Origin of the sequence: Dyella sp. (assembly GCF_035685885.1) — a bacterium.
Taxonomy (GTDB): domain Bacteria; phylum Pseudomonadota; class Gammaproteobacteria; order Xanthomonadales; family Rhodanobacteraceae; genus Dyella.
Map to the genome: position 1 here is coordinate 14,896 of NZ_DASRZX010000020.1, position 22,956 is coordinate 37,851.

Consider the following 22,956-nt stretch of genomic DNA (forward strand, 5'->3'; position numbering starts at 1 on the left):
TTGCTGTCCTCACATTCATGTATACATTGCAATTAATTGATTTGGTTGTCTATTTTTCACGACATAACGATTTCCGCCGAAAAGCAGGCATCGAAGCAGGCCAGCGCCCAGGGATTCCCCACAGAGTTATCCACAGACTTCTCCCCCGCAACGCAGCACGCCGGGAAACCCGCGACAAACCCGCCCGGAAAGTGCTGCTCTGATAGCATTGGCGGTTCCATCGTCGCCCGACCAATGCCGTGAAAGAACAGCTGCGCGAACTGCTGCTGCAGGCGCTTCGTACCCTGCAGAACGATTCCACCCTGCCCGCCGACTTCGAGGTGCCCAACTTCGTGATCGAGCGCGCTCGCAACCGCGACCATGGCGACTTCGCTACCAACGCGGCCATGCTGCTGGCCAAGCCGGCCCGCGCCAAGCCGCGAGAGCTGGCCGACAAGCTCGTGGCCGCCCTGCCCGCCAACACCTTGGTGGCCAAGGTCGAGATCGCCGGCCCGGGCTTCATCAACTTCTTCCTGGCCCCGGCGGCGTACCACGACGAAGTGCGCCGCATCATGGCCGAGGGCGACGCCTACGGCCGCAGCCAGAGTGGCAAGGGCGTGACGGCCGGCGTCGAATATGTCTCGGCCAACCCGACTGGCCCGCTGCACGTGGGCCATGGCCGTGCCGCGGCCATCGGCGACTGCCTGAGCCGCCTGCTCGACGCGACCGGCTGGAACGTCAAGCGCGAGTTCTACTACAACGACGCCGGCGTGCAGATCAACAACCTCGCCATCTCGGTGCAGGCGCGTGCGCGCGGCCTGGCGCCGGGCAGCGAAGGCTGGCCGGAAGACGGCTACCGCGGCGACTACATCGCCGAGGTGGCCCGTGCCTACATGGCGGGCGAGTCGGTGGAAGCTGACGGCGAAGTCGTCACCGGCGCCAAGAACGTCGACGACCTCGAAGCCATCCGCCACTTTGCCGTGGCCAGCCTTCGCCGCGAGCAGAACCTGGACCTGCAGGCGTTCGGCGTCCGCTTCGACACCTATTTCCTGGAATCCTCGCTGTACACCGACGGCAAGGTGGACGAAACCGTGCGCGAGCTGGTCGCCCAAGGCCACACCTACGAGGAAGGCGGCGCGCTGTGGCTGCGCTCCACCGATTTCGGTGACGACAAGGACCGCGTGATGCGCAAGTCCGACGGCACCTACACCTACTTCGTGCCGGACGTGGCCTACCACCGCAGCAAGTGGCAGCGCGGCTACGTGCGCGCCATCACCGAGCTGGGTTCGGACCACCACGGCAGTCTGGCTCGTGTGAAGGCTGGCCTGCAGGCGCTCGACGCCGGCATCCCCAAGGGATGGCCGGAATACGTGCTGCATCAGATGGTGACGGTGATGCGCGGCGGTGAGGAGGTGAAGATCTCCAAGCGCGCCGGCAGCTACGTGACCCTGCGCGACCTCATCGACGAAGTGGGCCGCGACGCCACGCGTTACTTCCTGATCGCCCGCAAGGGCGACTCGCAGCTGGTGTTCGACATCGACCTGGCGCGCTCGCAGAGCAACGACAACCCGGTCTACTACATCCAGTACGCGCATGCCCGCGTGTGCAGCGTGCTGCGTCAGGCCGGCGAGAAGGGGTTCACCTTCGATCTGCACAATGGCCTGGCCCACCTGGCACGCCTCGACAACGAACACGAGCAGATCCTGTTGACCGAGCTTTCCAAGTATCCCGAGCTGGTCGAGACCGCGGCGGCGAACCTTGAGCCGCACCTGGTCGCCACCTGGCTGCGCGAGTTGGCGAATGCGTTCCACACCTACTACAACTCGCACCAGTTCCTGGTGGACGATGGCAACCTGCGTGATGCGCGACTGGCGCTGATCGTGGCGACGCGCCAGGTTTTGAAGAACGGTCTTGATTTGCTGGGCCTCAGCGCCCCGGAGAGCATGTAAATGGCAGCACGCAAGGGCAAAGGCCGACAGGCCGTCCGCAACAACAGCGGCGGCATGCCAGGCTGGGGCTGGGCCGTCATCGGCATCCTGATCGGTGCCGTGCTGATGTTCGCCATGCGCGGACACCTGCCCATGACCCCCCGCAGCAACGAAGGCCCGCAACCCAACGCGCAGGCCACCGCGCAGCGCGGCAGCGATGCCGGCGCGGCAGGCAACGAGAGCACTTCGGGCAACGACAGCGCACCCGCGCCGAAGAAGCCGCAGTACGACTTCTACTCCGTGCTTTCGGAGAAGGAAGTACGCATTCCCGACGCCGTGATCAGTGCACAGGCCAAGGCGGAGCAGCAGCAGAAGCAGGCCGCCCAGCAGGCAGCTGCTCAACAGCAGGCCCAGGCCGCTGCGCAGAAACCGGCGCCGGGTCCGGCCGCCGTGTCCGAAGCGATCACGCCCGCGCCGGAATCGGCCGTGCATGCCACCCCGGTTACCGCGGCACCGGCCGCCAACACCACCGCCTCCGTCGGCAATGGCTACCTGCTGCAGGTCGGCGCATTTCCCAGCGCCGGCGACGCCGAAACACTGAAAGCCAAGCTGGCCATGCAGGGCTTTGTCGCCAATGTCTCGCCAGTAAGCGTCAACGGCCAGACCTACAACCGCGTGCGCCTCGGCCCGTTCCATTCGGCCACCGACCTGGAAGCGGCGAAGCAGCGCCTTTCGTCGGCGGGGATCAATGCGATTGCGTTGAAGGAAGGCAGGTAATTCTTCGCTTCACTGCCCAGGAAAAAGGCCGCGCATGTCGCGGCCTTTTTGTTTGACTGCATTCTGGGGGAGCGCACCCTGTGCGCGACAAGCAAGCGGAGCCTGGTTCCGCATCTCTGCGGTCGCGCGCAGGGTGCGCTCCCACAAGAGAAACCGGCGCTTCAGCCCTTGCGCTTTAGCCTGATCAACCCCGAAATGTCATCGTCGCCATAACCCTGGCTCATCAGCTCGGCGTAGTCGGCCAGCGAACGTTCGATCACGCTGCGGTTGGTGCCGGCGCTTTCGGCAATGCCGCGCACGATGCCCAGGTCCTTGTGCAGCAGGCCGAGCTTGAAGCCAACGCTGAATTCGTTGCGCAGCATGGTGGCGCCGCGTTTTTCGAGGAACCAGTTGCCGGCGGCGCCCGCGCCCAGCGTGGGCAGCAGGCGTTCGGGGTCGAGGCCCAGGGCTTCGGCCAGCGCGAGGCCTTCGCACACGCCTTGCGCAATGCCGGCGACCAGCACCTGGTTGACGGCCTTGGTGGCCTGGCCGGCACCGACGTCACCGAGGTGCGTGACGCGCAGTGCGTAGGCTTCCAGCACGGGACGCGCGCGCTCCAGCACTTCGGCATCGCCGCCCACCATCACCGACAGCTTGCCGTTCTTCGCGCCTTCCACACCGCCGGATACCGGCGCATCGAGGAAATGTGCGCCGACCTGGGCCAGTTTCGCAGCAGCGCGCTTGGCGGTATCGGGCGCGACGGTGGAGTGATCCACCACGATGGCGCCCTGTCGCAGGTGTGGTGCCAACGCGTCGACGGTACCGAGCACGTCGGCATCGGCGGTCACGCATAGCGCGATCACATCGCACTGCGCGCCAATATCAGCCAGCGACGAAGCGGCGACGCCGAGGTCCTTTGCCACCTTTTCGGCGTTGGCCTGCGTGCGACTGGAAACGGCATGAAGCAGTCCGTGGGATTTGAGATGGCCGGCCATCGGCGTGCCCATGGCGCCGAGTCCGATGAATGCTGCCTTGAGAGTCATGGAGTTTCCTGGTGGATCAATCTTCACAGTGTGCGTCATGGGTGATGAAGGGGTGTTCGGCCGTGGGCCGCGCGAACCAGTGCGGCTCCTTCAGCGTGCATTGCATGTCGTCCATGCCGCTGGACCAATGCTGCTGCATGCTGCCATGGCTGAACTCGTAATCCTTGTAATGCCCTTCGTACGGCTTGTTGCGGTAGATGAGGTGGAACAGGTTGACCAGCGCGCCGCCAGCGTAGATCTCCGCGCGGCGATAAGCCGGATCGTGGCGATGTTCTTCCGGCACCAACGCCATCAGGTCGCTCACCACGCGCTGTTGCTTCTGGCGCATGCCCATGAACTCTGTGATGAGGCGCGTGCGGCTGGAGTACTGGATGTCCTTTGCGCGCGAGGTGACTTCGGCAAGATCGCGCGGCAGCTCGCCGTGTGCGCTCCATAGGTCCACCTGGAAAACCAGCGAGTCGCGGCACGAGGCGTCGGACAACACCTTATACAGCGGCGTGTTGGAGACCATGCCGCCGTCCCAGTAGAACTCGCCATCGATCTCCGTCGCCGGGAACCCCGGTGGCAGCGAGCCCGAGGCCATGAAGTGCTCCACGCGCAATTCGCCCTCGGTGTTGTCGAAGTAGGCGAAGTTGCCGGTGCGGATGTTCACCGCGCCCACCGACACGCGCATGGCGGTCTTGTGGTTGATGCGATCGAAGTCGACCAAGCGTTCCAACGTGGCCTTCAACGGCGCGGTGTCGTACCAGCTGGCCGTGGTCGGCGACGCACGCCACGGCAGCAACGGGAACGGACGTGGCACGAAAAAGCCGGGCTGTCCTTCCGTCAACGCCCGAAGCGCGGCCCAGCCGCTCAATCCGTTGAGCCACGGCAGCTCCCATGCGCTGGGGTCGAGCGGCGGCGTGGACCACATCGGCAGCAGCGGTGGACGGCAGATGGTCTGCCAGAACTCACGCAGGCGTTCCACGCGATGCTTGGGCGGATTGCCGGCGATGATTGCCGCGTTGAGCGCGCCGATGGAAATGCCGGCGATCCAACTAGGGTGGATCCCGGCATCGTTCAGCGCCTCGAACACGCCGGCCTGGTAAGCACCAAGAGCACCACCGCCCTGCAACACGAGGGCGATGGTGCGGTAATCGTGCTTGATCGTCTCGGCCAACGAGGCGGACGTGGGCAAGTCGGTTGCAGCCGCCATGGCGATTACTGCATGTACCAGCCGTGGCTGACCACAATGGATTGGCCCGTGAGCGCCGCCGACGGGAACGTGGCGAGATAAAGCGCCGTCTGCGCGATGTCCTCCACCGTGGTGAACACGCCGTCCACGGTGTCCTTGAGCATCACGTTCTTGATCACTTCCTCTTCGGTGATCTTGAGTTCCTTAGCCTGCTCGGGAATCTGCTTCTCCACCAGGGGCGTGCGCACGAAGCCCGGGCAGATCACATGCGAACGCACGTTATGCGCGGCGCCTTCCTTCGCCAGCGTGCGCGCCAGGCCCAGCAAGCCGTGCTTGGCGGTCACGTAGGCGGACTTGAGCTTGGAGGCTTCATGCGAATGCACCGAGCCCATGTAGATGACGACGCCACCGCGGTCGTCCTTGTACATGTGCTTCAGCGCGGCCTTGGTGGTGAGAAAGCCGCCATCGAGATGGATGGCCAGCATCTTCTTCCAGTCGGCGAAGGCGAACTGGTCGATCGGGTTGATGATCTGCACGCCCGCATTGGAAATAAGGATGTCCAGATGGCCAAACGCGGCGACCACCTTGTCGGTGCCGGCGTTGACCGCAGCCTCGTCGGTGACGTCCATGGCGATGCCGATGGCCTTGCCACCGGCCGCGTTGATCTCGGCTGCCGTAGCGTCTGCGGCCTGCTGGTTGATATCTGCGATGGCGACTGCGGCGCCGTTCTTCGCATAGAGCTCGGCGATCGCCTTGCCCAGGCCGCTGGCCGCGCCAGTGATGAGTGCCACCTTGCCGTCGAGACTTGCCATAACCACTCCTGTCGATGGGGAACGGGGAAAGCAGATACGGAATCAGGTATGGGTTGCGCGCCTGGTTGCCGTTGACGGCACAGGCTGGCACAGCCCGCTGGCGCGCATCCATGCGACGAATGGACAGCTTGAGAAAGCTTCTCCTATTTCGTCATTCCGGCGTAGGCCGGAACGACGAGCCAAAGAGCCTTAGTGCGCGCCTTCAGATAGGTACGTATAGCCAGTCAAACCTTCGTTCAACGTGACGAACAACTGCTCCGCCGCCTCGCCTTGCACACCGGCCGCCGCGATGCGCTCGCGATAGCTGCGGCGCAGGACTTCCAGATCGTAGCCGACGTAGTCCAGCATCAGGTCGGTCGTGTCGCCGCTGCGCTTGTGCGCGAAAACATACGAGTCGCCGTCCACGCGTACGTTCACCGCGTCGGTGTCGCCGAAAAGGTTGTGGATATCGCCCAAGGTCTCCTGGTAAGCACCGACCATGAAGATGCCCAGGCGGTAGCTTTCGTCGTCCTTCAGCGCATGCAGCGGAAGGCTCACATCCACGCCGTCGGCATCGACATAGTCATCGATGCGGCCGTCCGAATCGCAGGTGAGATCGACGATCACGCCTCGGCGGGTCGGTTCCTCGTCGAGGCGAGCGATCGGCGCGATCGGGAAGATCTGGTCGATCGCCCAGATGTCCGGCACCGACTCGAATACCGAGAAGTTGACGAAGTACTTGTCCACCAGCTTCTCGTCCAGTTCGTCCAACGCCTGGCGATGCGAACGCTCCGCCGGCAGCAGGCGCGTGCGCACCGCGTTGGCGATGGCGTAGTACATGTCGTCCAGGCGCGCGCGGTCTTCCAGGTTGAGCTGGCCCAGCGCGTAGAGCGCCTGGCCTTCGGCCGCGTGATGCTGGGCTTCGTGGAACAGTTCCAGCGCCGGGCGCTGGTCGAGTTCGTCCCAGGTTTCGCGCAGGCGACGCAGCACGGCCGGCTCATGGTCGTGCGGCGCAGGGATGTTTCCCGCGGGAACGGGCTCCACTTCCGTCACGTTCACCACCATCACCGCGTGGTGCGCGGTCATGGCGCGGCCGGCCTCGGTGATGATGTGCGGCGCGGGCAGGTTTTCTTCAGCTACCGCTTCGGCCAGCGACTGCACGATGGTCGCGGCGTACTGCTCGATCGAGTAGTTGATCGAGTTGTGGCTGCGCGAGCGCGAACCTTCGTAATCCACGCCGAGGCCACCGCCGACGTCGACGATCTCCAGCGGCACACCCATGCGCTTCAATTCCACGAAGTAGCGCGTGGCTTCGCGCATGCCATTGGCGATGTCGCGCACGTTGGATATCTGCGAGCCCATGTGGAAATGCTGCAGCTTCAGCGTGTGCTTGAGGCCGGCCTGATCCAGGCGCTCAACGAGAGTCAGCACCTGGCTGGGCGAAAGGCCAAACTTGCCCTTGTCGCCGCCGGTGTTCTGCCACTTGCCGGCACCGATCGAGGCCAGGCGCACGCGCACGCCAAGCAGCGGCTCGACATCGAGCGCCTTGGCTTCGGTGAACACATGATCGAGCTCGGACAGTTTCTCGATCACGATGTGCACGCGCAGGCCGAGCTTGCGGCCGATCAGCGCCAGGCGGATGTATTCGCGATCCTTGTAGCCGTTGCAGATGACGATGCTGCCGGGGCGAGCCATCGCCAGCACGGCCATCAGCTCGGGCTTGGAGCCGGCTTCGAGGCCGAAACCGTGTTCGCCCGCAGCCACCAGCTCGCCGGCCACGCCGCGCTGCTGGTTCACCTTGATCGGGTAGACAGCCGTATAGCCACCCGCATAGTTCCACTCGCCAATGGCCTTGGCGAACGCGTCCTGCAGGCGCTTGAGGCGATCGGCAAGGATGTCCGGAAAGCGCACCAGCAGCGGCAGACGCAGCCCTTCAGCACGGGCGCGATCAACGATGGCCGGCAGCGACAGCGCCGGGCCGGTCGCGCCCTTGGGACGCATCACGATATGGCCGGCGGTGTTCACATCCACATAGCCATCGCCCCAGTGCGGGATGGCGTAGGTATGGCGGGCAGCGTCAATGTTCCAATGCTTCGACATGGAGGGTTCCTTCAATAACGGGCGTGAAACACCCTTTGCATGTCGTCGCAGCGGCGAGCCTTGACGAAATCAAAGTCAGACGGCCGGAAGCCTCGCACGCCGCGGGGCCGGACTGACCTGACGGACCTTATGCGGGCTAAGCCCGGCGGTCCGGACGGCTATTGTAACGGCGTCTTGTGACAATGTGCCGGCGGCGTTCCCCAGCAAAAACGGGAAGATGGCGCCGGTTCGGCTACAATTCCCGCTCTTTGAACCCATCGATCGTCAGGAACGCCCCCATGTCGCAGCACCCCAGCTGGTTCACCGAAGCCCACCAGGCCTCCGGCTCTTCCATCGGCTACCGCGTCGAGAAGCTGCTGCACGCCGAGAAAACCCCGTTCCAGACCATCGAGATCTACCAGACCACCGATTGGGGCAACCTGATGGTGATCGACGGCTGCGTGATGCTGACCAGCCGCGACAATTTCCTCTATCACGAGATGATGACCCATCCGGCGCTGTTCACCCATGCGCGCGCCAAGCGCGTGGTGATCATCGGTGGAGGCGATTGCGGCACGCTGCGTGAAGTGCTCAAGCACGAGGAAGTGGAGCACGCGGTGCAGGTGGAGATCGACGAGCGCGTCACCCGCCTGGCCGAGCAGTACTTCCCGGAACTGTGCGAGTCGAACAACGACCCGCGCGCCGAGCTGCTGTTCATCGACGGCATCAAGTACATGGCCGAAGCCGAGCCCGAATCGTTGGACCTGATCATCGTGGACTCGACCGACCCGGTCGGCCCCGCCGAAGGCCTGTTCAACGCCGCCTTCTACGCCAGCTGCCATAAGGCCCTGCGCCACGGCGGCATCCTGGTGCAGCAATCGGAATCGCCGATCGCGCACATCGAGCTGATCAAGTCCATGCGCTCGGCCATGCGCACCGCTGGCTTCAGCGCAGTGAAAACCCTGCCGTTCCCGCAGCCGTGCTATCCCACCGGCTGGTGGAGCTGCACGATGGTGCGCAAGGGCGGCGACCTGGCCGGCTTCCGCGAGCGCGGCGCGATCAGCAAGAATTTCCCCACCCGCTACTACAACGCCGACATCCACAAGGGCGCGCTGGCCCAGCCGGAATTCATGCGCGAGGCGCTGGGCGAGTAAGCCCGAACGCACCCGCTGCAGGAGCGCACCCAGTGCGCGACCGCAGCGTGCCGTGGTATCCCGACGCCGGGTTCCCCTTGGAAGGGAATGCCGGCGTCGCTGTTTTACGGTGCCCCCTCGGGGTAGGTCCTTCGCGCACTGGGTGCGCTCCTACATAAGCGGCAAACGATCAGAACAACGTCTGCCGCGTCTTGGGCAACAGCACCAGCGCCAGCGTGGCGATCGGTCCCAGCACCAGCGACAACAGGAACCACAGCAGGCCGCTGCGGTTCTTGCCCTGGGCCAGCCCGGCGTTGATCAGGGCCAGCGTGCCCCAGCCCACGAACCAGGGGGCCGCCCGTCCGTCGGCCAAGAAAGAAATATCGTTCACTACCGGTCTCCTGTGCTGCGCAGGATGGACAAGCCATCCCGGGGCGTCGCGAAGCGGCCATGCTAGCAAGCCGGGAGCCGTTCTCAGCACGGCATGGTCAGCTGGATCAGGCGAGCTTAATGCTTGATCGGTATGCTGGCCGCTTCGCTCTGCTAAGGATGACCCCGATGCTTGGACGGCGATGGCTCGCAGTCGGACTCGTTTTCGCCTCATTGACCGGTCCGGCGTTCGCCGCCAAGACCCCCACCAAGGCGCCGGTCACCGACCCGCAGGTGGCCGCGCGGCGCCAGGCGCTGCTGGCCTTCCAGAAGGATCTGGTGAGCGTGACCGCCCCACAGGCGGCTCCCATTCCCCTGCTCGGCGGCGCCCTGCTGGCCCGGCCGCTGGCAGACGTCCCTGAAATCAACAGTTTCCATAGCCTGATCGACCGCGCTGCGAGCGCCCCCGGCGCCGGCCCCGAGATCAGCTGGGTACGCCTCAGCGACTGCGACGCCAAGGGCGACGCCTGTCCCAATACCGACGCCATGGCGAAGCTGGTGGCCCAGGCGCCGGACAATGCCGCCGTTTGGCTGCTCAAGCTGGGCCAGGACGTGCGCGGCGGCAAATCGGACGACGCCCGCGAAGACCTGGCCAAGGCTGCCTCGGCCAAGCTCTATGACGACTACACCGGCGCCAGCCTCAAGGCGCTGGCCACCACGGTGACGCTGCTGCCGCCACCGCCCGCGGTGATCAATCCACTGTCGCCCAGCGGCGCCGTCGGCGTGCAGGTGATGATGGTGCTTGGCCTCGCCGAAACGCAGCCGCAACCGGGATTGCAGGCGACGTCGCGCCTTTGCGAGGACGGCAGCGGCGATGCCGGCATCAAGGCCGACTGCCTGAAGCTGGCCAAGTTGCTGGAATGGGGATCGAGCCCGCTGGGCCGTTCGCTGGGCCTGCACCTGCGCGAAACGCTGGCCGAGGATGCCGCCCAGCAGGACGAAGCTCGCCGGGCCCGGCGCAATCTGGTGTGGCAGGTGCAAAGCTTCGCCCAGCTGTCCTCGCGGGCCCAAGGCGATACCGCCCTGGCGCAGCACCTGATGGCGCTGGCGCGCAGCGGCGGCACCGAGATGAGCCTGATGCTCACCGCGCTGCACGACTACAACATTGCGGTGGACGCGCCCGCCGACTGGGAGCCAGCCAAGCCCCAGGCCTGACCGACGCGCTTGTCCTCCGCCCCCGGCCATCGTGTAGGCTTGACCCAGGCTTGGACTCAGGGACAGCAGCATGCTGACGGTACTGGTAGCAAGCAGCAAAGGTGGTTGCGGCAAGAGCACGCTGGTCACCCAGCTCGCTTCGCACTGGGCGCAGGACGGCAAGCACACGGCCATCGTCGACGCCGACCGGCAGCAGTCGGGCTTTCGCTGGGCGGCCAATCGTCCCGACAACGTGCCGGGCGTGCTGGCCCTCGAAGGCGGCCGCAGATCCCTGGAAAAGCTCCCGCCCGACACCCAGCGCGTGCTGATCGACACGCCCGCCGGTTCCCAGGAGCGCGATCTCGAACCCTATCTGGAAAAGGCCGATGTGCTGCTGGTGCCTGTGCTGCCGTCAACCTTTGACCTGGACGCGACGTTCGACTTTCTCGACCATTTGAAACAGGTCAGTCGCATCAAGCGTGGCAAGCTGCCCGTGGGCCTGGTCGGGAACCGCCTCAAGCCCTGGACCAACGCAAGCCAGGACGCGATGTCGCGATTGGCGGAACAGGCGCCGTTCCCCCTTGTGGCGCAGTTGAGAGACAGTCAGGCGTATGTGCTGCTGGCCGCACTTGGCAAGGGTATCTTTGATTACGCTTCGGAAAACGTCCGGAGCCACCAGGAGGACTGGAAGCAACTCCTGCGCTGGATCAAGCGCCAGCACTAAGCCGGTTCGCCCCACCGACCCGGCACGATCTTGGAGCACTACCCATGCACGAACTGATCCTGTTGCGACATGCCGAAGCCCAGCCCTCGCCCTCGGGGGCCGACGACCAGAACCGACGCCTGAGCGGACGTGGCGAACAGGAGGCGCGGGCAGCCGGCAAATGGCTGGCCTCGCACGGGGTGAAACCCGATCGCGTGCTGTGCTCGCCATCCGAACGCACGCGAGCCACCGCAACGCTGGCGCTGGCCGCGCTGACCCGCGCGCCGGAGCTGCAATACGCCGACGACATCTACGAGGCCACGCCGGGCGAACTGCTGGCCCTGCTGGACCAGCATGGCGATGCCGGCACGGTGATGCTGGTCGGACACAACCCGGGCATCGAGCGCCTGGTGGCCTTGCTGGTGGAGGGACGTTCGGACGAGTTCCGCGGGATGCCGCCGGGCGGCCTGGCGGTGCTCCATCTCAACGGTGCACTGGAGCCGGGCAACGCCCGCCTGGACGCCTTCTGGTCTCCATGATTGGACGCTTCATCGCCAGCCTGGTGTTGATCCTGCTGGCTGCCCTGCCTGCCCACGCCGCTGATTACCGTATCGACCCCACCCGCTCGCACGCCGACTTCGGCGTGCGACTGTTCTGGTTGAGCCAGATCAGCGGACGCTTCGAACAGATCGCCGGCGACGTCACGCTGAGCTCGCTGCACGACAGCGCGGTGGTGGACGCGCACATCACCGTCGACAGCATCCAGATGAGTTCGGACCGCATCCGTCGCTGGGTGCTGGCGCCGGAGTTCTTCGATGCTTCGCGCTATCCCACCATCCATTTCGTGTCCGAACCGATCACGCTGGCCATGCTGGAGAAGGGCGGCGACCTTGCCGGCACGCTGACCCTGCGCGGCGTCACCAAACCCGCGCGCTTCCAGCTGTTGCCCTCGACCTGCCCGCTGGACAGTCCGCAGCAATGCGTGATTTCAGTGAAGGGCACCATCCAGCGTAGCGATTTCGGCATGAGCGGACATCGCACCGCGCTATCGGACAAGGTCGATCTGGGCCTGTCGATCAGCCTTGATTACGCCAGCCGCTGAGACCAGTCCGTATCATTGGCAGATGCACTCGCGCTGGATCGCCCTTGCCTCCCTGCTCACTGCGATCCTGATCATCACGGGATGCAGCGTGTCGCCTGCGCGCATCCGCCGCGCGGATGACGTGGTCCATGCGCAGGCGCCGCATGAGCTTGCCTGCGACCAGCCCGATCATTGCGCCATGGCCTCGCCACTGCTCGATGCCGCGCACCAGGCCATGGCCGATTCCACCGACACACAACCGGTGCACGTGGTCACGCTGCTCAACGACAGCGAGGCGGCAATGGTGGCGCGGCTCAACCTGATCCGCGCCGCGCAGCGCTCCATCGACGTGCAGACCTACATCTGGGACCAGGACGATGCAGGCCAGCTGGTGCTCGATGAGCTGCTGCAGGCGGCACGGCGCGGCGTGAAGGTGCGCATCCTCGCCGACCAGCTGTTCTCCTTCAACGATGCCGCCCTGCTCGAACGCCTTGCCAGCGTGCACGCCAACCTGGAAGTGCGCCTGTACAACCCGACCTTCCACGAGGCGCAGACCTCGGCGATGCAGTTCGGCGCGAGCATCGTGTGCTGCTTCCACAAGTTCAACCAGCGCATGCACAACAAGCTGCTGCTGGTGGATGGCGCCATCGGCATCACCGGCGGACGCAACTACCAGGATCGCTATTTCGATTGGGACGACGAGTTCGACTATGTCGATCGCGACGTGATGGTGGGCGGACCTGCCGCACGCGAAATGGCGTCCAGCTTCGAGCTCTTCTGGAACCACAAGCGCTCGGCTCGGCTGACGCACCTGCGCGACGTCGACCGCAGCATCCTGGACAAGGACAAGCCCTCGCCCTGGCCCACGCCCCGCTATGCACATCCGCAACGCGTGGCTCGCGTGCTGGCCGAAGTGCAGGACGCTGACTGGCTGGACGAGGTGCTGGTCAGCGAGACGCTGCGCACCGGCCGGGTGGACTATTTCAGCGACCTTCCCGCCAAGACCACGCAGCCGGACAAGCGCAGCGCGCAGGAATTCACCGCGAACCTGATGCGCATGGTCGGCGGCGCGCAACACGAGATCGTGCTGCAGACGCCCTATCTCGTGCTCAGCGATCGCGCGCAGGACATCTTCGCCAACTTGCGCAAAGGCCCCGCACCGCCACGCATCATCGTGTCGACCAATTCGCTCGCATCCACGGATGCCTTCGCGGTCTATGCGCTTTCGTACAAGCATCGAAAGCGCTACCTCAAGGACGATGGCTTCGAGATCTACGAAATGAAACCGCATGCCGCCGGGCCGGCCGAAGACAATGCCGAAGCCGCCAACGACGAGGGGCCTTCGCCAGCAGGCCCCGGTGGCACCCAGGCGCATCGCCGCATCGGCACCGAACGCGGTCTGCTCGGCAGCCGTGGCGGCGCGCGGCGAAACCGACCGGCGCCGCTCACCACGCCGGGCCGGCGCTTCGGCCTGCACGCGAAATCCATCGTGGTGGACGACGACTTCGCCATGGTGGGCTCGCACAATTTCGATCCGCGCTCGGACCACTACAACACCGAAGCCGGCGTGATCGTGTACGACGCGCGTTTCGCCAACGAGCTGCGCGAAAGCATCCTGCGCGAAACCCAACCGGAAAATGCCTGGGTGATCGGTCCGCGCCAGCAGAGCAGCGTAAGCACGGCGATCGGCGACGTCTCGGCGAGCCTGCCCATCTTCGACCTGTGGCCCTACCGCTACGCAACCAGCTACGACCTCAAGGCCGGCTGCACGCCGATGCGACCGAGCGACCCGGCATTCTTCAGCTGCTACACGCCGGTAGGCGATTTCCCCGATGTCGCGGTATCGCCCAAGCTGATCTATACGCGCCTGATCACGGCGTTTGGCGCCGGTGCGGAAGGCGTGCTCTAGAACGCCTTGCACCATGGCTCGCGTAGGAGCGCACCCTGTGCGCGAAAAGCCAACAGCGCGGAGAAGCCGGAACGCCTGTGCACCATTCACCCCAGGCGAGCACCGCGACACTGCGTTCGCGCACAGGGTCCGCTCCCACAACGGGGACGCACCTCGGCTTTTCTGTAGGAGCGCACCCTGTGCGCGAAAAGCCAACAGCGCGGAGAAGCCGGAACGGCTCTGCACCATTCACCCCAAGTGAGCAACGCGACACTGCGGTCGCGCACAGGGTCCGCGCACGGGCCCTCTTCTACGGAGCAGACGAACCGCTGCCGGTGGCATCGAAACGCATCACCAATTGGCCTGTCAGGCCGTCGGGCGCATCCGTTGGCACGGCAAAACGCCAGCGCAGCACGGTGCGAACCGCGCGATCGTCCCATTGGTCGTTGCCGCTCGACTCGGCCACCGAGGCATCCCGCACGCGTCCTTCGCCGTCGACGGACAGTTGCAACACGACACGGCCATTCGCCATGGCGACGCGCTCGAACAGCGGAACGGGCAGCGATGGCATGTCGATGGGTGTCAGCGTGGGAAGCTCAGGCGCGGCTTCGGCGTGTACCGTCGGCACATTCGCCGGCTCAGGCTGCGATGCCGGGCGAGGCGTGCGCGCATGCCGACGCAGCACCGTGCGTACCTTGTCGACATGCGTGACGGCGCGGGCCGCGGGGCCCTTCCAGTCGTCGGTAAGCGTGCTCAGCCAGGCGGTGCCGGCAATGCCCACCACCAGGGCAAGCACGCTCAGGGTGGTGGTGGTACGCAGGCGGAACATGCGTGAAAGCGCAGCGTGCGCGGACGCTCAGCGCTCGAGGATGGCGGTGACGCCCATGCCGCCGGCCGTGCAGATGGAGATCAAACCGCGACCCGAACCCTTCTGTTCCAGCAGCTTGGCCAGCGTGGCAATGATGCGCGCGCCGGTGGCCGCAAACGGATGGCCCACGGCGAGGCTGGAACCATGCACGTTGAGCCTGGCCGGATCGATCGAGCCCAGCGGCTGGTCGAGGCCGAGGCGGTTCTTGCAGTAGTCCACGCTTTCCCACGCGCGCAACGTGCACAGCACCTGCGCGGCGAAAGCTTCGTGGATTTCGTAGAAGTCAAAGTCTTGCAGGCTCAGGCCGTGGCGGGCCAGCATGCGCGGAACGGCCACGGTGGGCGCCATCAGCAGGCCTTCGCCATGCACGAAGTCGACCGCGGCCACTTCGGCATCGCGGAACCACGCCTGCACGGAGAGGCCGCGCTTGGCTGCCCACTCTTCGGTGCCCAGCAGGACGGCGGCGGCGCCGTCGGACAAGCCGGTGGAGTTGCCCGCGGTCAGCGTGCCGTGGCCGGAGCTCTTGTCGAACGCCGGCTTGAGCGAGCCCAGCTTTTCCATGGTGGAGTCGGGACGCAGGAAGCCATCGCGCTTCAGGCCGCGGAACGGAATCACCAGGTCCTCGAAGAAACCCGCGTCATAGGCGGCCGCCAGCTTGTGGTGGCTGTCCAGCGCGAGCTGGTCCTGCGCCTGGCGGCTGATGTGCCATTCCTTGGCCATCTTTTCGCAGTGATCGCCCATCGACATGCCGGTGCGCGGCTCGGCCACGCCCGGAAACGCGGGCTTGAATTCCTTGAACGAGAAACCCTGCGTCGCGGAGCGCAGCTTGTCCTGCCAAGTCTTGGCGCGGTTGACCGCAAGCAGGCGCTTGCGCAGGCGCTCGCCCAGCACAATGGGTACGTCGCTGGTGGTGTCCGAACCGCCGGCAATGCCCGCCTCGATCTGCCCGGTGGCGATCTTGCTGGCAATGATGATGGCGTTGTCCAGCGAGGTACCGCAGGCACGCGCCGTGGTGATGGCGGGCGTGGTCGGCGCAAGTCCCGAGGACAGCACCGCCTCGCGGGCCAGGTTCCATTCGGACGAGTGCCTGATCACCGCGCCCATGGCGACATCGCCCAGTTCGACGCCATGCAGTCCGTAGCGTTCTACCAGCGACCCAAGCACCTTCACCGACATGCCGAAATTGCCGACATCGGCGTAAGCGGTGTTGTTGCGGCAGAACGGAATGCGTACGCCACCAATGACACCGACGCGCTTGAGCGTGTTTTCCATGTCCAGGACTGTCCGAAAAAGCCGAGTCGTCAAGGCTAACCCGCTGCGCCACGCCACGGAAGCCCAAAAGGCCCCGAATGCTAGAATTTGGTTCTTTACCGTTCGGGTTTGTCATCCGTGGAAGCACAAGCACTCGTCGCCCTTCCCGTGGTCCTGGCGCTGGAGCTGTCGCCCGGCGACACGCCGCCTCGCCGCACGCTGACCCGCGATGAGGCCGCCGAACTGGCCGCCCTGATCGCGGCCGACCTTCACGCACTCGTGCCGGAGGTGAACGAAGCGCGACTGGCGCTGGCCGGCGCGCTGTTCGATGCGGTGGAACTGTTGCGGCCCGGTTTCCCCGCATGGGCCACGCTGGACGAGCTGGCTCGTCGCGTACCGCGCGGCCACCTGGAAAACGTCGTGGCGTTCGGCACCCACGAAGGCCACATGCCGGCCCAGCCGCTGGAGCCGGAGGCTGCGTTCGCCGATGGCCCGATGCGCCTGCTGCCCATGTCACTGCTGGCACCCGAGGCGCTGGCCGAAGCGCTGTCCGAAAAGCTGGAAGTGGAACTGGTGGGACGCGGCGAAGCGGGTGAGCGCACGGCCGACTGGCTCATGCGTACGCTGGGCGTTCATCTGGAACATGCGCGTTACCTCAGCCGCAACGATCTGCTGGCCTTGACCTGCGTGCAGTACGAACACGTCAACCTGGCGCCGCTGTGGAACCTGCTGGAGGCGGCGCTGCTTACGCCGTATCGCGACGAAGCCACGATGAGCGCCCGAGGCCTCGCGCTGCGCTACCACGATGGCAAGGTGCAGGTGCAGTCGCCGACCGACTGGTTGCGCCAGCACGGTGGCGACGTCGATGCGCGCGCGCATGACCTGGCCGGCATCGTGTTCGAACTGCGCCAGTACGCAGCGCTGCTCGATGCGCATCATCTGCCCCTCGTGCTCGCTGCGGACCCGACGCCGCGCGGCTATCTGCTGGAAACACCGGCAGCTGTCGATGCGGCCTACGACGCGCCCACCCTGTATGCCCACGAGGCGCCGGGTCTGGGCGTGGTCGCCGTCACGCTGGCGCAGCGCGGCGAAGGTGGCCGTGCCCGCGTACTCGCGCACGGCTATCCCCTGCACCCCAAGGCCCTGGGGCCGTTGGTGGCCGAACTCGCCGACCGCTTCGACATCGCGCCGGACCTGCACACGCTCGGGCGCATCCTGATCGACAGGGAAGGCCAACTCGGCGCACCGGCCGAATCCCTGCACTGAGCGTTCACGGAATTCGCATCCCCGTGGCGTGAATTCCTTCGCGGCCGGCTGCACACGCGCCCGCACTTGGCGCATCATGCTGCGATGGGCGCAAGGGAGCGCCAGCGGGCGAAACTCAGTGCAGCCATCCGATCGCGAGTTCGTCCCGGCAGGCGGCGAGGCGCAGTGGCCCGCGCATGTGATTCAAGGCGCGCCCGCGCTCATCACCTATATCGGCCGCGATCGCCGCTTCCGCTTCATCAACGCCACCCACAAGGCCTGGCTGGGCCTGGATCCCGAGCGCATCGTGGGCCGCAGCGTGGACGAGGTGCTCGATCCGTGGAGCATCGAGCAGGCCGGCGCGTGCCTGGAAAAAGCGTTCGGCGGTGAGCCGGCCGTATACGAAGGCGAGCTGTTTCCCGGCACCGCGCGCCGTTATGTGCACGGCAACTTCCAGCCCGACCTGGACGAGCACGGACAGGTGCGTGGCGTATTCACCGTGTTCCTCGACGTCACCGAGCGGCACGCGCTGGAAACTCAGCTGCGGGAAAGCGAGCAGCGGCTGCATGGTGCCTTCCAGCACGCGCCGATCGGCATGGCGCTGGTGACGCCCGGCGGTCACATGCTGCGGGTGAACGATGCACTCTGCCAGATGCTGGGCTACGACGAGCGCGAACTGCTGTCGATGTCCCTGGTCGATCTGACCCACACCGACGACATCGCCGCCTCGCGCGAACTCTCGCAGTTGCTGCGCGAAGGCGTCCGCGATACCTACCAGCTCGAAAAGCGCTACCTGCATCGCGACGGCCATCCCGTGCACGTGCTGCTGAGCGTGTCGGTGGTGCGTGGCGTGGACGGCGCGCCGTTCCAGGCGGTTGCGCAGATCCTCGATATCAGCCAGCGCAAGGCCTACGAGGAAGCGCTGTTCCGCGAGCGCGAACTGGCCGAGGTGACGCTGCGCTCGATCGGCGATGCCGTCATCACTACCGACCTGCTGCACCGCGTGACCTCGCTCAACCCCATCGCCGAGGCGATGACCGGCTGGAGCCATGCCGAGGCGGTGGGCAAGCCCATGAGCGAGGTGTTCAGGCTGATCGACAGCCGCACCCGCGAACCGCTGCACAACCCCTTGCAGGATGCGATCGCGCGCGACGCCATCGTGGAACTGAAGGGCAACGCGGTGCTGATCCACCGCAATGGCTTTGAAACGCCCATTGAAGACTCCGCGGCGTCGATCCACGACCACGCCGGCAGTGTGATCGGCGGCGTGCTGGTGTTCCATGACGTGAGCGAAATGCGTGCGCTGGCGCTGAAAATGGCGCACCTCGCGCAACACGACACGCTGACCGGCTTGCCCAATCGCAGCGTGTTGCAATCGCGCCTAGAGCAGGTGCTGGCCGCCACGCTGCGCCGCCACAACCAGGCCGCCTTGCTGCATATCGACCTGGACCACTTCAAGCAGGTCAACGATGTGCTTGGCCACGCTGCGGGCGATGACATGCTGCGCGCGTTTGCCATCCACCTGCGCGACCACCTGCGCAGCGAAGACACCGTCAGCCGGGTGGGCGGCGATGAGTTCGTGGTGCTGCTCTCGCACGTTGACGGCCGCAACGGCGCCAGCCAGTTGTGCGAAAAACTCACGCGCACCTGGCTTGCCTCACCCGCGAGCCGTGTTGGCGATTTCACCATGCATTTCAGCGTGGGCATCAGCGTGTATCCGGATGATGCGCAAGACGCGGAGTCCATGCTGCGCAACGCCGACATCGCGGCCTATGAAGTGAAGATGCAGGGCCGTGGCGATTACCGCTTCTTCACGCCGTCGATGAGCGAACGACCTGCCGCGCGCCTGCGCATCGAACAGGACCTGCGCAAGGCCTTGCGGCATGGCGACCTGAAGCTCCATTACCAGCCCAAGGTGGACGCGCGCAGCAACGCCATCGTGGGTGCCGAGGCGCTGCTGCGCTGGCAGGTCGACGGGCGAGATGTCTACATGCCCGACCAGTTCATCCCGGTGGCGGAGGAGAGCGGACTGATCGTGCCGATCGGCGAATGGGTGCTGCGCGAGGCGTGTCGCCAAGCCGGCGTCTGGCATCGCGCGGGCCATCCGATCGTGGTGGCGGTGAATGTTTCGGCTCCGCAGTTCCAGCACCAGGGTTTCCACGCCACCCTGCGTGCCGCGCTGCAGGACGCCCATGTGCCACCCCAGCTGATCGAACTTGAGCTGACCGAGCGCATGGTGATGTCCGCCGGCGACCAGAGCCGCGCCCTCATGCAGCACATCAAGGACGTGGGCGTCAGCTTGGCGCTGGATGACTTCGGCACCGGCTACTGCAGCCTTTCCTACCTGAAGTATTTTCCCATCGACGCACTGAAGATCGACCGCACCTTCGTGCGCGACATCGCCAGCGACGCCGACAACGCCGCCATTACCGACGCCATCATCACGATGGCCCACGGCCTGGACATGACGGTGGTGGCCGAAGGTGTGGAAACGCTTGCGCAGGCCGAACATTTGCGCCGCGCGGGTTGCTCGCTGCTGCAGGGCTTTCTGTTTGGCCACGCCATGCCGGCGGAAGATTTCGAACGGCAGCTGTCGATCGCGTGAGCTGAAACGTATCCCTGCAGGAGCGAACCCTGTGCGGGAAAAGCCAACAGCGCGGTGACGCCGGAACGTTTGCCGGCGCGGCATCGTCAGGCGCACAACCAGACGCCGCGGTCGCGCACAGTGTGTGCGCCCAGAAGGAGCAGCGATTACCGCGCGATTCCGCGTCCCAACGGCACGACCCGCTCCTCTGTAGGAGCGCACCCTGTGCGCGAAAAGCCAACAGCGCGGTGACGCGGGAACGCTCATCGGCGATGCACTCTCGGTCGCACAACAACGCGCCGCGGTCGCGCACACGGTGCGCTCCCACAAAAGGCGGGGATTACTTCGCGTTGCTCGGACCGAACTCGGCTTCGTACATGAAGTAGTGGCAGCGCTCCATGCCGAGGCCGGCGTAGGTACGTTGCGCGGGCTCGTTCTCGGTTTCCACGTAGAGACGCAGGCCGACGGCGCCGGCATCCGCGGCGCGTTGCTTCACGTCTTCGTACATGCGCCGGAACGCGCCTTCGCGGCGTGCGGACGCCACCACGTAGACGCTCTGGATCCACCAGAAATCGCCGGCGCGCCAATCGCTCCATTCGTAGGTGACCAGCAGGCAGCCAACGGGCTCGTCGTCGCGCTCGGCCACGAGGTAGAAGCCGCGACGCGGCTCGTCGAACACGGCAGAGACGCCGCGTTCCAGCACGCCCGGGTCCAGCGCCTTGTGTTCGGTTTCCCAAGCCATGGCGACATTCCATTGCGCGATGTGCGATGTGTCGGAGCGAATGGCGATGCGTGTGGTAATGGTCATGGCGTGACGGCTCAGGATTTGGCGGGGCGTCGCACGCGCGACGCGCCGAGTTTGCGGGTGAGCGTGTTGCGGCCCACGCCCAGCGCGGCGGCAGCATGCTGGCGGTGGCCTTCGTGGGCATCGAGCGCGGCCTGTAGCAGTGTCTGGTCCAGTGCTTCGCGGGCGCGCATATGGATGTCCAATTCGCCATCGGCGATGGCCTGTGCCGCCCACTCCCGCAGCATGTCGGTCCAGCCACTGGCCTGCGGTGTGCCGGGGGCCGTTCCGAGGTCGGCCGGAAGGATTTCCATGCCCGGCGCGATCACCGTCAGACGGCGGCACAGGTTCTCCAGCTCGCGTACGTTGCCCGGAAAGTCGCGTTGGGAGACGGCTTTCAGCGCCGCTTTCGAAAACCGCTTGGGCGGCAACTTCAATTCCTGCGCGGCCTGCGCCAGGAAGTGCTGTGCCAGCAATGCAATGTCGGCGCGGCGATCGCGCAAGGCGGGCAGTTCGATGCGCACGACATCGAGGCGATGCTTGAGGTCGGCGCGGAACTGCCCCGCGGCCACCCGCACGTCCAGGTCCTGATGCGTGGCAGCGATGATGCGCACGTTGCCGCGGATCAACTCGCGTCCGCCCACGCGATAGAACTCGCCGCCGGCGAGCACGCGCAACAGGCGCGTCTGCAGCGCCAGCGGCATGTCGCCGATTTCGTCGAGGAACAGCGTGCCACCTTCGGCCTGCTCGAATCGTCCTGCGTGGCGACGCGTGGCACCGGTGAAGGCACCGGCCTCGTGGCCGAACAGTTCGCTTTCCAGCAGCTCGCTGGGAATGGCCGCGGTATTGAGTGCCACGAACGGCTTGTCGCGGCGTGTGCTTTCATCGTGCAGGGCGCGCGCCACCAGTTCCTTGCCGGTTCCGGTTTCGCCGGTGACCAGAACGTTGAGGTCACTCGCGGCCACGCGGCCGATGAGGCGAAACACTTCGCGCATCGCCGCGCTTTCGCCCAGCAGCGCATGCGTGGGCGCTGCGGCGGGCGCGGGCGCGGCGGCAACGTCAGGTACGTCGGCCAGCGCACGTTGCACGGCGGCGACCGCCTGATCGAGGTCGAAGGGCTTGGCGAGGTAATCCACCGCGCCCGCGCGATAGGCGGCAGCGGTGGTGGCCACGTCGGTGTACGCACTCATCACGATCACCGGCCCAATACCCTGCGCCTGCAACGCGGACAGCAGCGCGAGGCCGCCTTCGCCCGGCATGCGCACGTCCGTGAGCAGCAAGGCCGGGCGCGCCTCGCGCAGCGCATGGCGAACCGACTCGCCATCGCCAAACTCGCGCACCGTGAGGCCGGCATCGCGCAAGGCTTCGGCCAGCACGAAGCGCACCGCGTGGTCATCGTCGGCGATCCAGATTTCCGGTCGCGGCTCAGTCATGGGTGTGTCCCATCGGCAGGTAGAGAGTGAATGCCGTCTCCCCCGGACGACTTGTATAACGCAATTCGCCACCGTGCTCGCGCGCGATCTCGCGCGACAACGCCAGGCCAAGCCCGCTGCCGTCGCTGCGCCCCGACACCAGTGGCTCGAACAAGGTGTCACGCAGCTCCGGCGCAACGCCGGGGCCGTCGTCGATCACGTCCACGCGCAAGGCCATGCGCGCCACGCGGTCGCCCAGGCGCACCCCCGGCTCAGCGCGGGTGCGTAAGGTGATCGTGCGCGCGCCCGCTTCCACCGCATTGCGCGCGAGGTTGAGCAGCAGCTGCAGCAAGCGGTCGGCGTCGGCCTGCACATCGGGCAGGCTGGGATCGTAGTCGTGGCGGATCATCGGCGGCGACGCTTCGGCCAGCAGCAGATCACCCAGGCGTTCCAGCCTTTCGTGGATGTTCACCGCGTCCGGCCTGGCGGCCGCACCATCGTGGCGCAGCAGGCGATTGGCCAGGGTAGTCAGGCGGTCGGCCTCGGCAATCACCAGCCCGGCGAGCGAACGCAGCGATGCATCCTCGACCCGACGCTGCAGCAACTGAGCTGCACCGCGCAGGCCCGCGAGCGGGTTCTTCACTTCGTGCGCGAAGCCACGCAGCGTCGCAGACAGCGGTGTATCTGTCGCCGC

20 protein-coding genes are annotated in these 22,956 nt (G+C 65.9%); 10 read left to right on the top strand and 10 right to left on the bottom strand.

The genetic code is table 11. The features are described 5' to 3' along the window. Positions 1–239 precede the first annotated feature (239 nt). Together argS and VFG49_RS02910 are read left to right on the top strand one after the other, a co-directional pair. Entirely contained in the window at positions 240–1,928 is a 1,689-nt protein-coding gene (gene argS, locus VFG49_RS02905; RefSeq protein WP_324858003.1) for an arginine--tRNA ligase, read from the top strand. Next, positions 1,929–2,684, top strand: a complete 756-nt coding sequence (locus VFG49_RS02910; protein WP_324858004.1) for an SPOR domain-containing protein — start codon at positions 1,929–1,931, stop codon at positions 2,682–2,684. A gap of 161 nt (positions 2,685–2,845) precedes the next feature. Here the strand turns inward: VFG49_RS02910 and VFG49_RS02915 are convergent, their stop codons facing one another. From VFG49_RS02915 to speA, 4 genes are all read right to left on the bottom strand, one after another. Next, positions 2,846–3,706, bottom strand: a complete 861-nt coding sequence (locus VFG49_RS02915) for an NAD(P)-dependent oxidoreductase (RefSeq protein ID WP_324858005.1) — start codon at positions 3,704–3,706, stop codon at positions 2,846–2,848. A 16-nt stretch (positions 3,707–3,722) separates the two neighbouring features. Then, positions 3,723–4,901 (bottom strand): patatin-like phospholipase family protein, encoded by a 1,179-nt coding sequence (locus tag VFG49_RS02920; protein ID WP_324858006.1) that lies wholly within the window; start codon positions 4,899–4,901, stop codon positions 3,723–3,725. Positions 4,902–4,906: 5 nt separating this feature from the next. Next, positions 4,907–5,692 (bottom strand): 3-hydroxybutyrate dehydrogenase, encoded by a 786-nt coding sequence (locus tag VFG49_RS02925; protein ID WP_324858007.1) that lies wholly within the window; start codon positions 5,690–5,692, stop codon positions 4,907–4,909. Positions 5,693–5,881: 189 nt separating this feature from the next. After that, the gene (speA, locus tag VFG49_RS02930) at positions 5,882–7,771 is read right to left on the bottom strand and encodes a biosynthetic arginine decarboxylase (RefSeq protein WP_324858008.1); all 1,890 of its coding nucleotides are present in this window, start codon (positions 7,769–7,771) and stop codon (positions 5,882–5,884) included. Positions 7,772–8,049: 278 nt separating this feature from the next. On the opposite strand from speA, the gene speE reads away from it, so the two are divergent. Continuing rightward, on the top strand, positions 8,050–8,904 hold the full coding sequence (speE, locus tag VFG49_RS02935) for a polyamine aminopropyltransferase (protein WP_324858009.1): 855 nt from the start codon (positions 8,050–8,052) through the stop codon (positions 8,902–8,904). Between the two features lie 169 nt (positions 8,905–9,073). Here speE and VFG49_RS02940 read toward each other — a convergent pair whose 3' ends face one another. After that, entirely contained in the window at positions 9,074–9,274 is a 201-nt protein-coding gene (locus VFG49_RS02940; protein ID WP_324858010.1) for an antitermination protein NusB, read from the bottom strand. A gap of 167 nt (positions 9,275–9,441) precedes the next feature. Here VFG49_RS02940 and VFG49_RS02945 point away from each other — a divergent pair, with 167 nt between their 5' ends. The 5 genes from VFG49_RS02945 (at position 9,442) to VFG49_RS02965 (ending at position 14,139) form a co-directional block, all read left to right on the top strand. After that, positions 9,442–10,467 (top strand): hypothetical protein, encoded by a 1,026-nt coding sequence (locus VFG49_RS02945; RefSeq protein WP_324858011.1) that lies wholly within the window; start codon positions 9,442–9,444, stop codon positions 10,465–10,467. A 70-nt stretch (positions 10,468–10,537) separates the two neighbouring features. Continuing rightward, positions 10,538–11,170 carry a ParA family protein gene (locus tag VFG49_RS02950; protein WP_324858012.1) on the top strand — a complete coding sequence of 211 codons (633 nt, stop codon included), beginning with the start codon at positions 10,538–10,540 and terminating at the stop codon, positions 11,168–11,170. A 44-nt stretch (positions 11,171–11,214) separates the two neighbouring features. Continuing rightward, positions 11,215–11,688 carry a SixA phosphatase family protein gene (locus VFG49_RS02955; RefSeq protein WP_324858013.1) on the top strand — a complete coding sequence of 158 codons (474 nt, stop codon included), beginning with the start codon at positions 11,215–11,217 and terminating at the stop codon, positions 11,686–11,688. Beyond that, the gene (locus VFG49_RS02960; protein ID WP_324858014.1) at positions 11,685–12,251 is read left to right on the top strand and encodes a YceI family protein; all 567 of its coding nucleotides are present in this window, start codon (positions 11,685–11,687) and stop codon (positions 12,249–12,251) included. The genes VFG49_RS02955 and VFG49_RS02960 overlap by 4 nt, the downstream gene beginning before the upstream one ends. Before the next feature lie 22 nt (positions 12,252–12,273). Further along, the gene (locus VFG49_RS02965; protein ID WP_324858015.1) at positions 12,274–14,139 is read left to right on the top strand and encodes a phospholipase D family protein; all 1,866 of its coding nucleotides are present in this window, start codon (positions 12,274–12,276) and stop codon (positions 14,137–14,139) included. A gap of 289 nt (positions 14,140–14,428) precedes the next feature. On the opposite strand, the gene VFG49_RS02970 is transcribed toward VFG49_RS02965, so the two are convergent. Together VFG49_RS02970 and VFG49_RS02975 are read right to left on the bottom strand one after the other, a co-directional pair. Further along, positions 14,429–14,947: an energy transducer TonB gene (locus VFG49_RS02970; protein ID WP_324858016.1), complete on the bottom strand. Its 519-nt coding sequence runs from the start codon at positions 14,945–14,947 to the stop codon at positions 14,429–14,431. 27 nt (positions 14,948–14,974) lie between these two features. Continuing rightward, positions 14,975–16,258 carry an acetyl-CoA C-acetyltransferase gene (locus VFG49_RS02975; protein ID WP_324858017.1) on the bottom strand — a complete coding sequence of 428 codons (1,284 nt, stop codon included), beginning with the start codon at positions 16,256–16,258 and terminating at the stop codon, positions 14,975–14,977. Between the two features lie 117 nt (positions 16,259–16,375). On the opposite strand from VFG49_RS02975, the gene VFG49_RS02980 reads away from it, so the two are divergent. Together VFG49_RS02980 and VFG49_RS02985 are read left to right on the top strand one after the other, a co-directional pair. Then, on the top strand, positions 16,376–17,503 hold the full coding sequence (locus VFG49_RS02980) for a hypothetical protein (RefSeq protein ID WP_324858018.1): 1,128 nt from the start codon (positions 16,376–16,378) through the stop codon (positions 17,501–17,503). 118 nt (positions 17,504–17,621) lie between these two features. Further along, positions 17,622–20,087 carry a sensor domain-containing protein gene (locus tag VFG49_RS02985; RefSeq protein ID WP_324858019.1) on the top strand — a complete coding sequence of 822 codons (2,466 nt, stop codon included), beginning with the start codon at positions 17,622–17,624 and terminating at the stop codon, positions 20,085–20,087. 319 nt (positions 20,088–20,406) lie between these two features. On the opposite strand, the gene VFG49_RS02990 is transcribed toward VFG49_RS02985, so the two are convergent. The 3 genes from VFG49_RS02990 to VFG49_RS03000 form a co-directional block, all read right to left on the bottom strand. Further along, positions 20,407–20,874, bottom strand: a complete 468-nt coding sequence (locus tag VFG49_RS02990) for a GNAT family N-acetyltransferase (RefSeq protein WP_324858020.1) — start codon at positions 20,872–20,874, stop codon at positions 20,407–20,409. Between the two features lie 11 nt (positions 20,875–20,885). Beyond that, positions 20,886–22,283, bottom strand: a complete 1,398-nt coding sequence (gene ntrC, locus VFG49_RS02995) for a nitrogen regulation protein NR(I) (protein WP_324858021.1) — start codon at positions 22,281–22,283, stop codon at positions 20,886–20,888. Next, a partial coding sequence (locus tag VFG49_RS03000; protein WP_324858022.1) for a two-component system sensor histidine kinase NtrB occupies positions 22,276–22,956 on the bottom strand: 681 nt, incomplete at its 5' end. The genes VFG49_RS03000 and ntrC, both read right to left, overlap by 8 nt.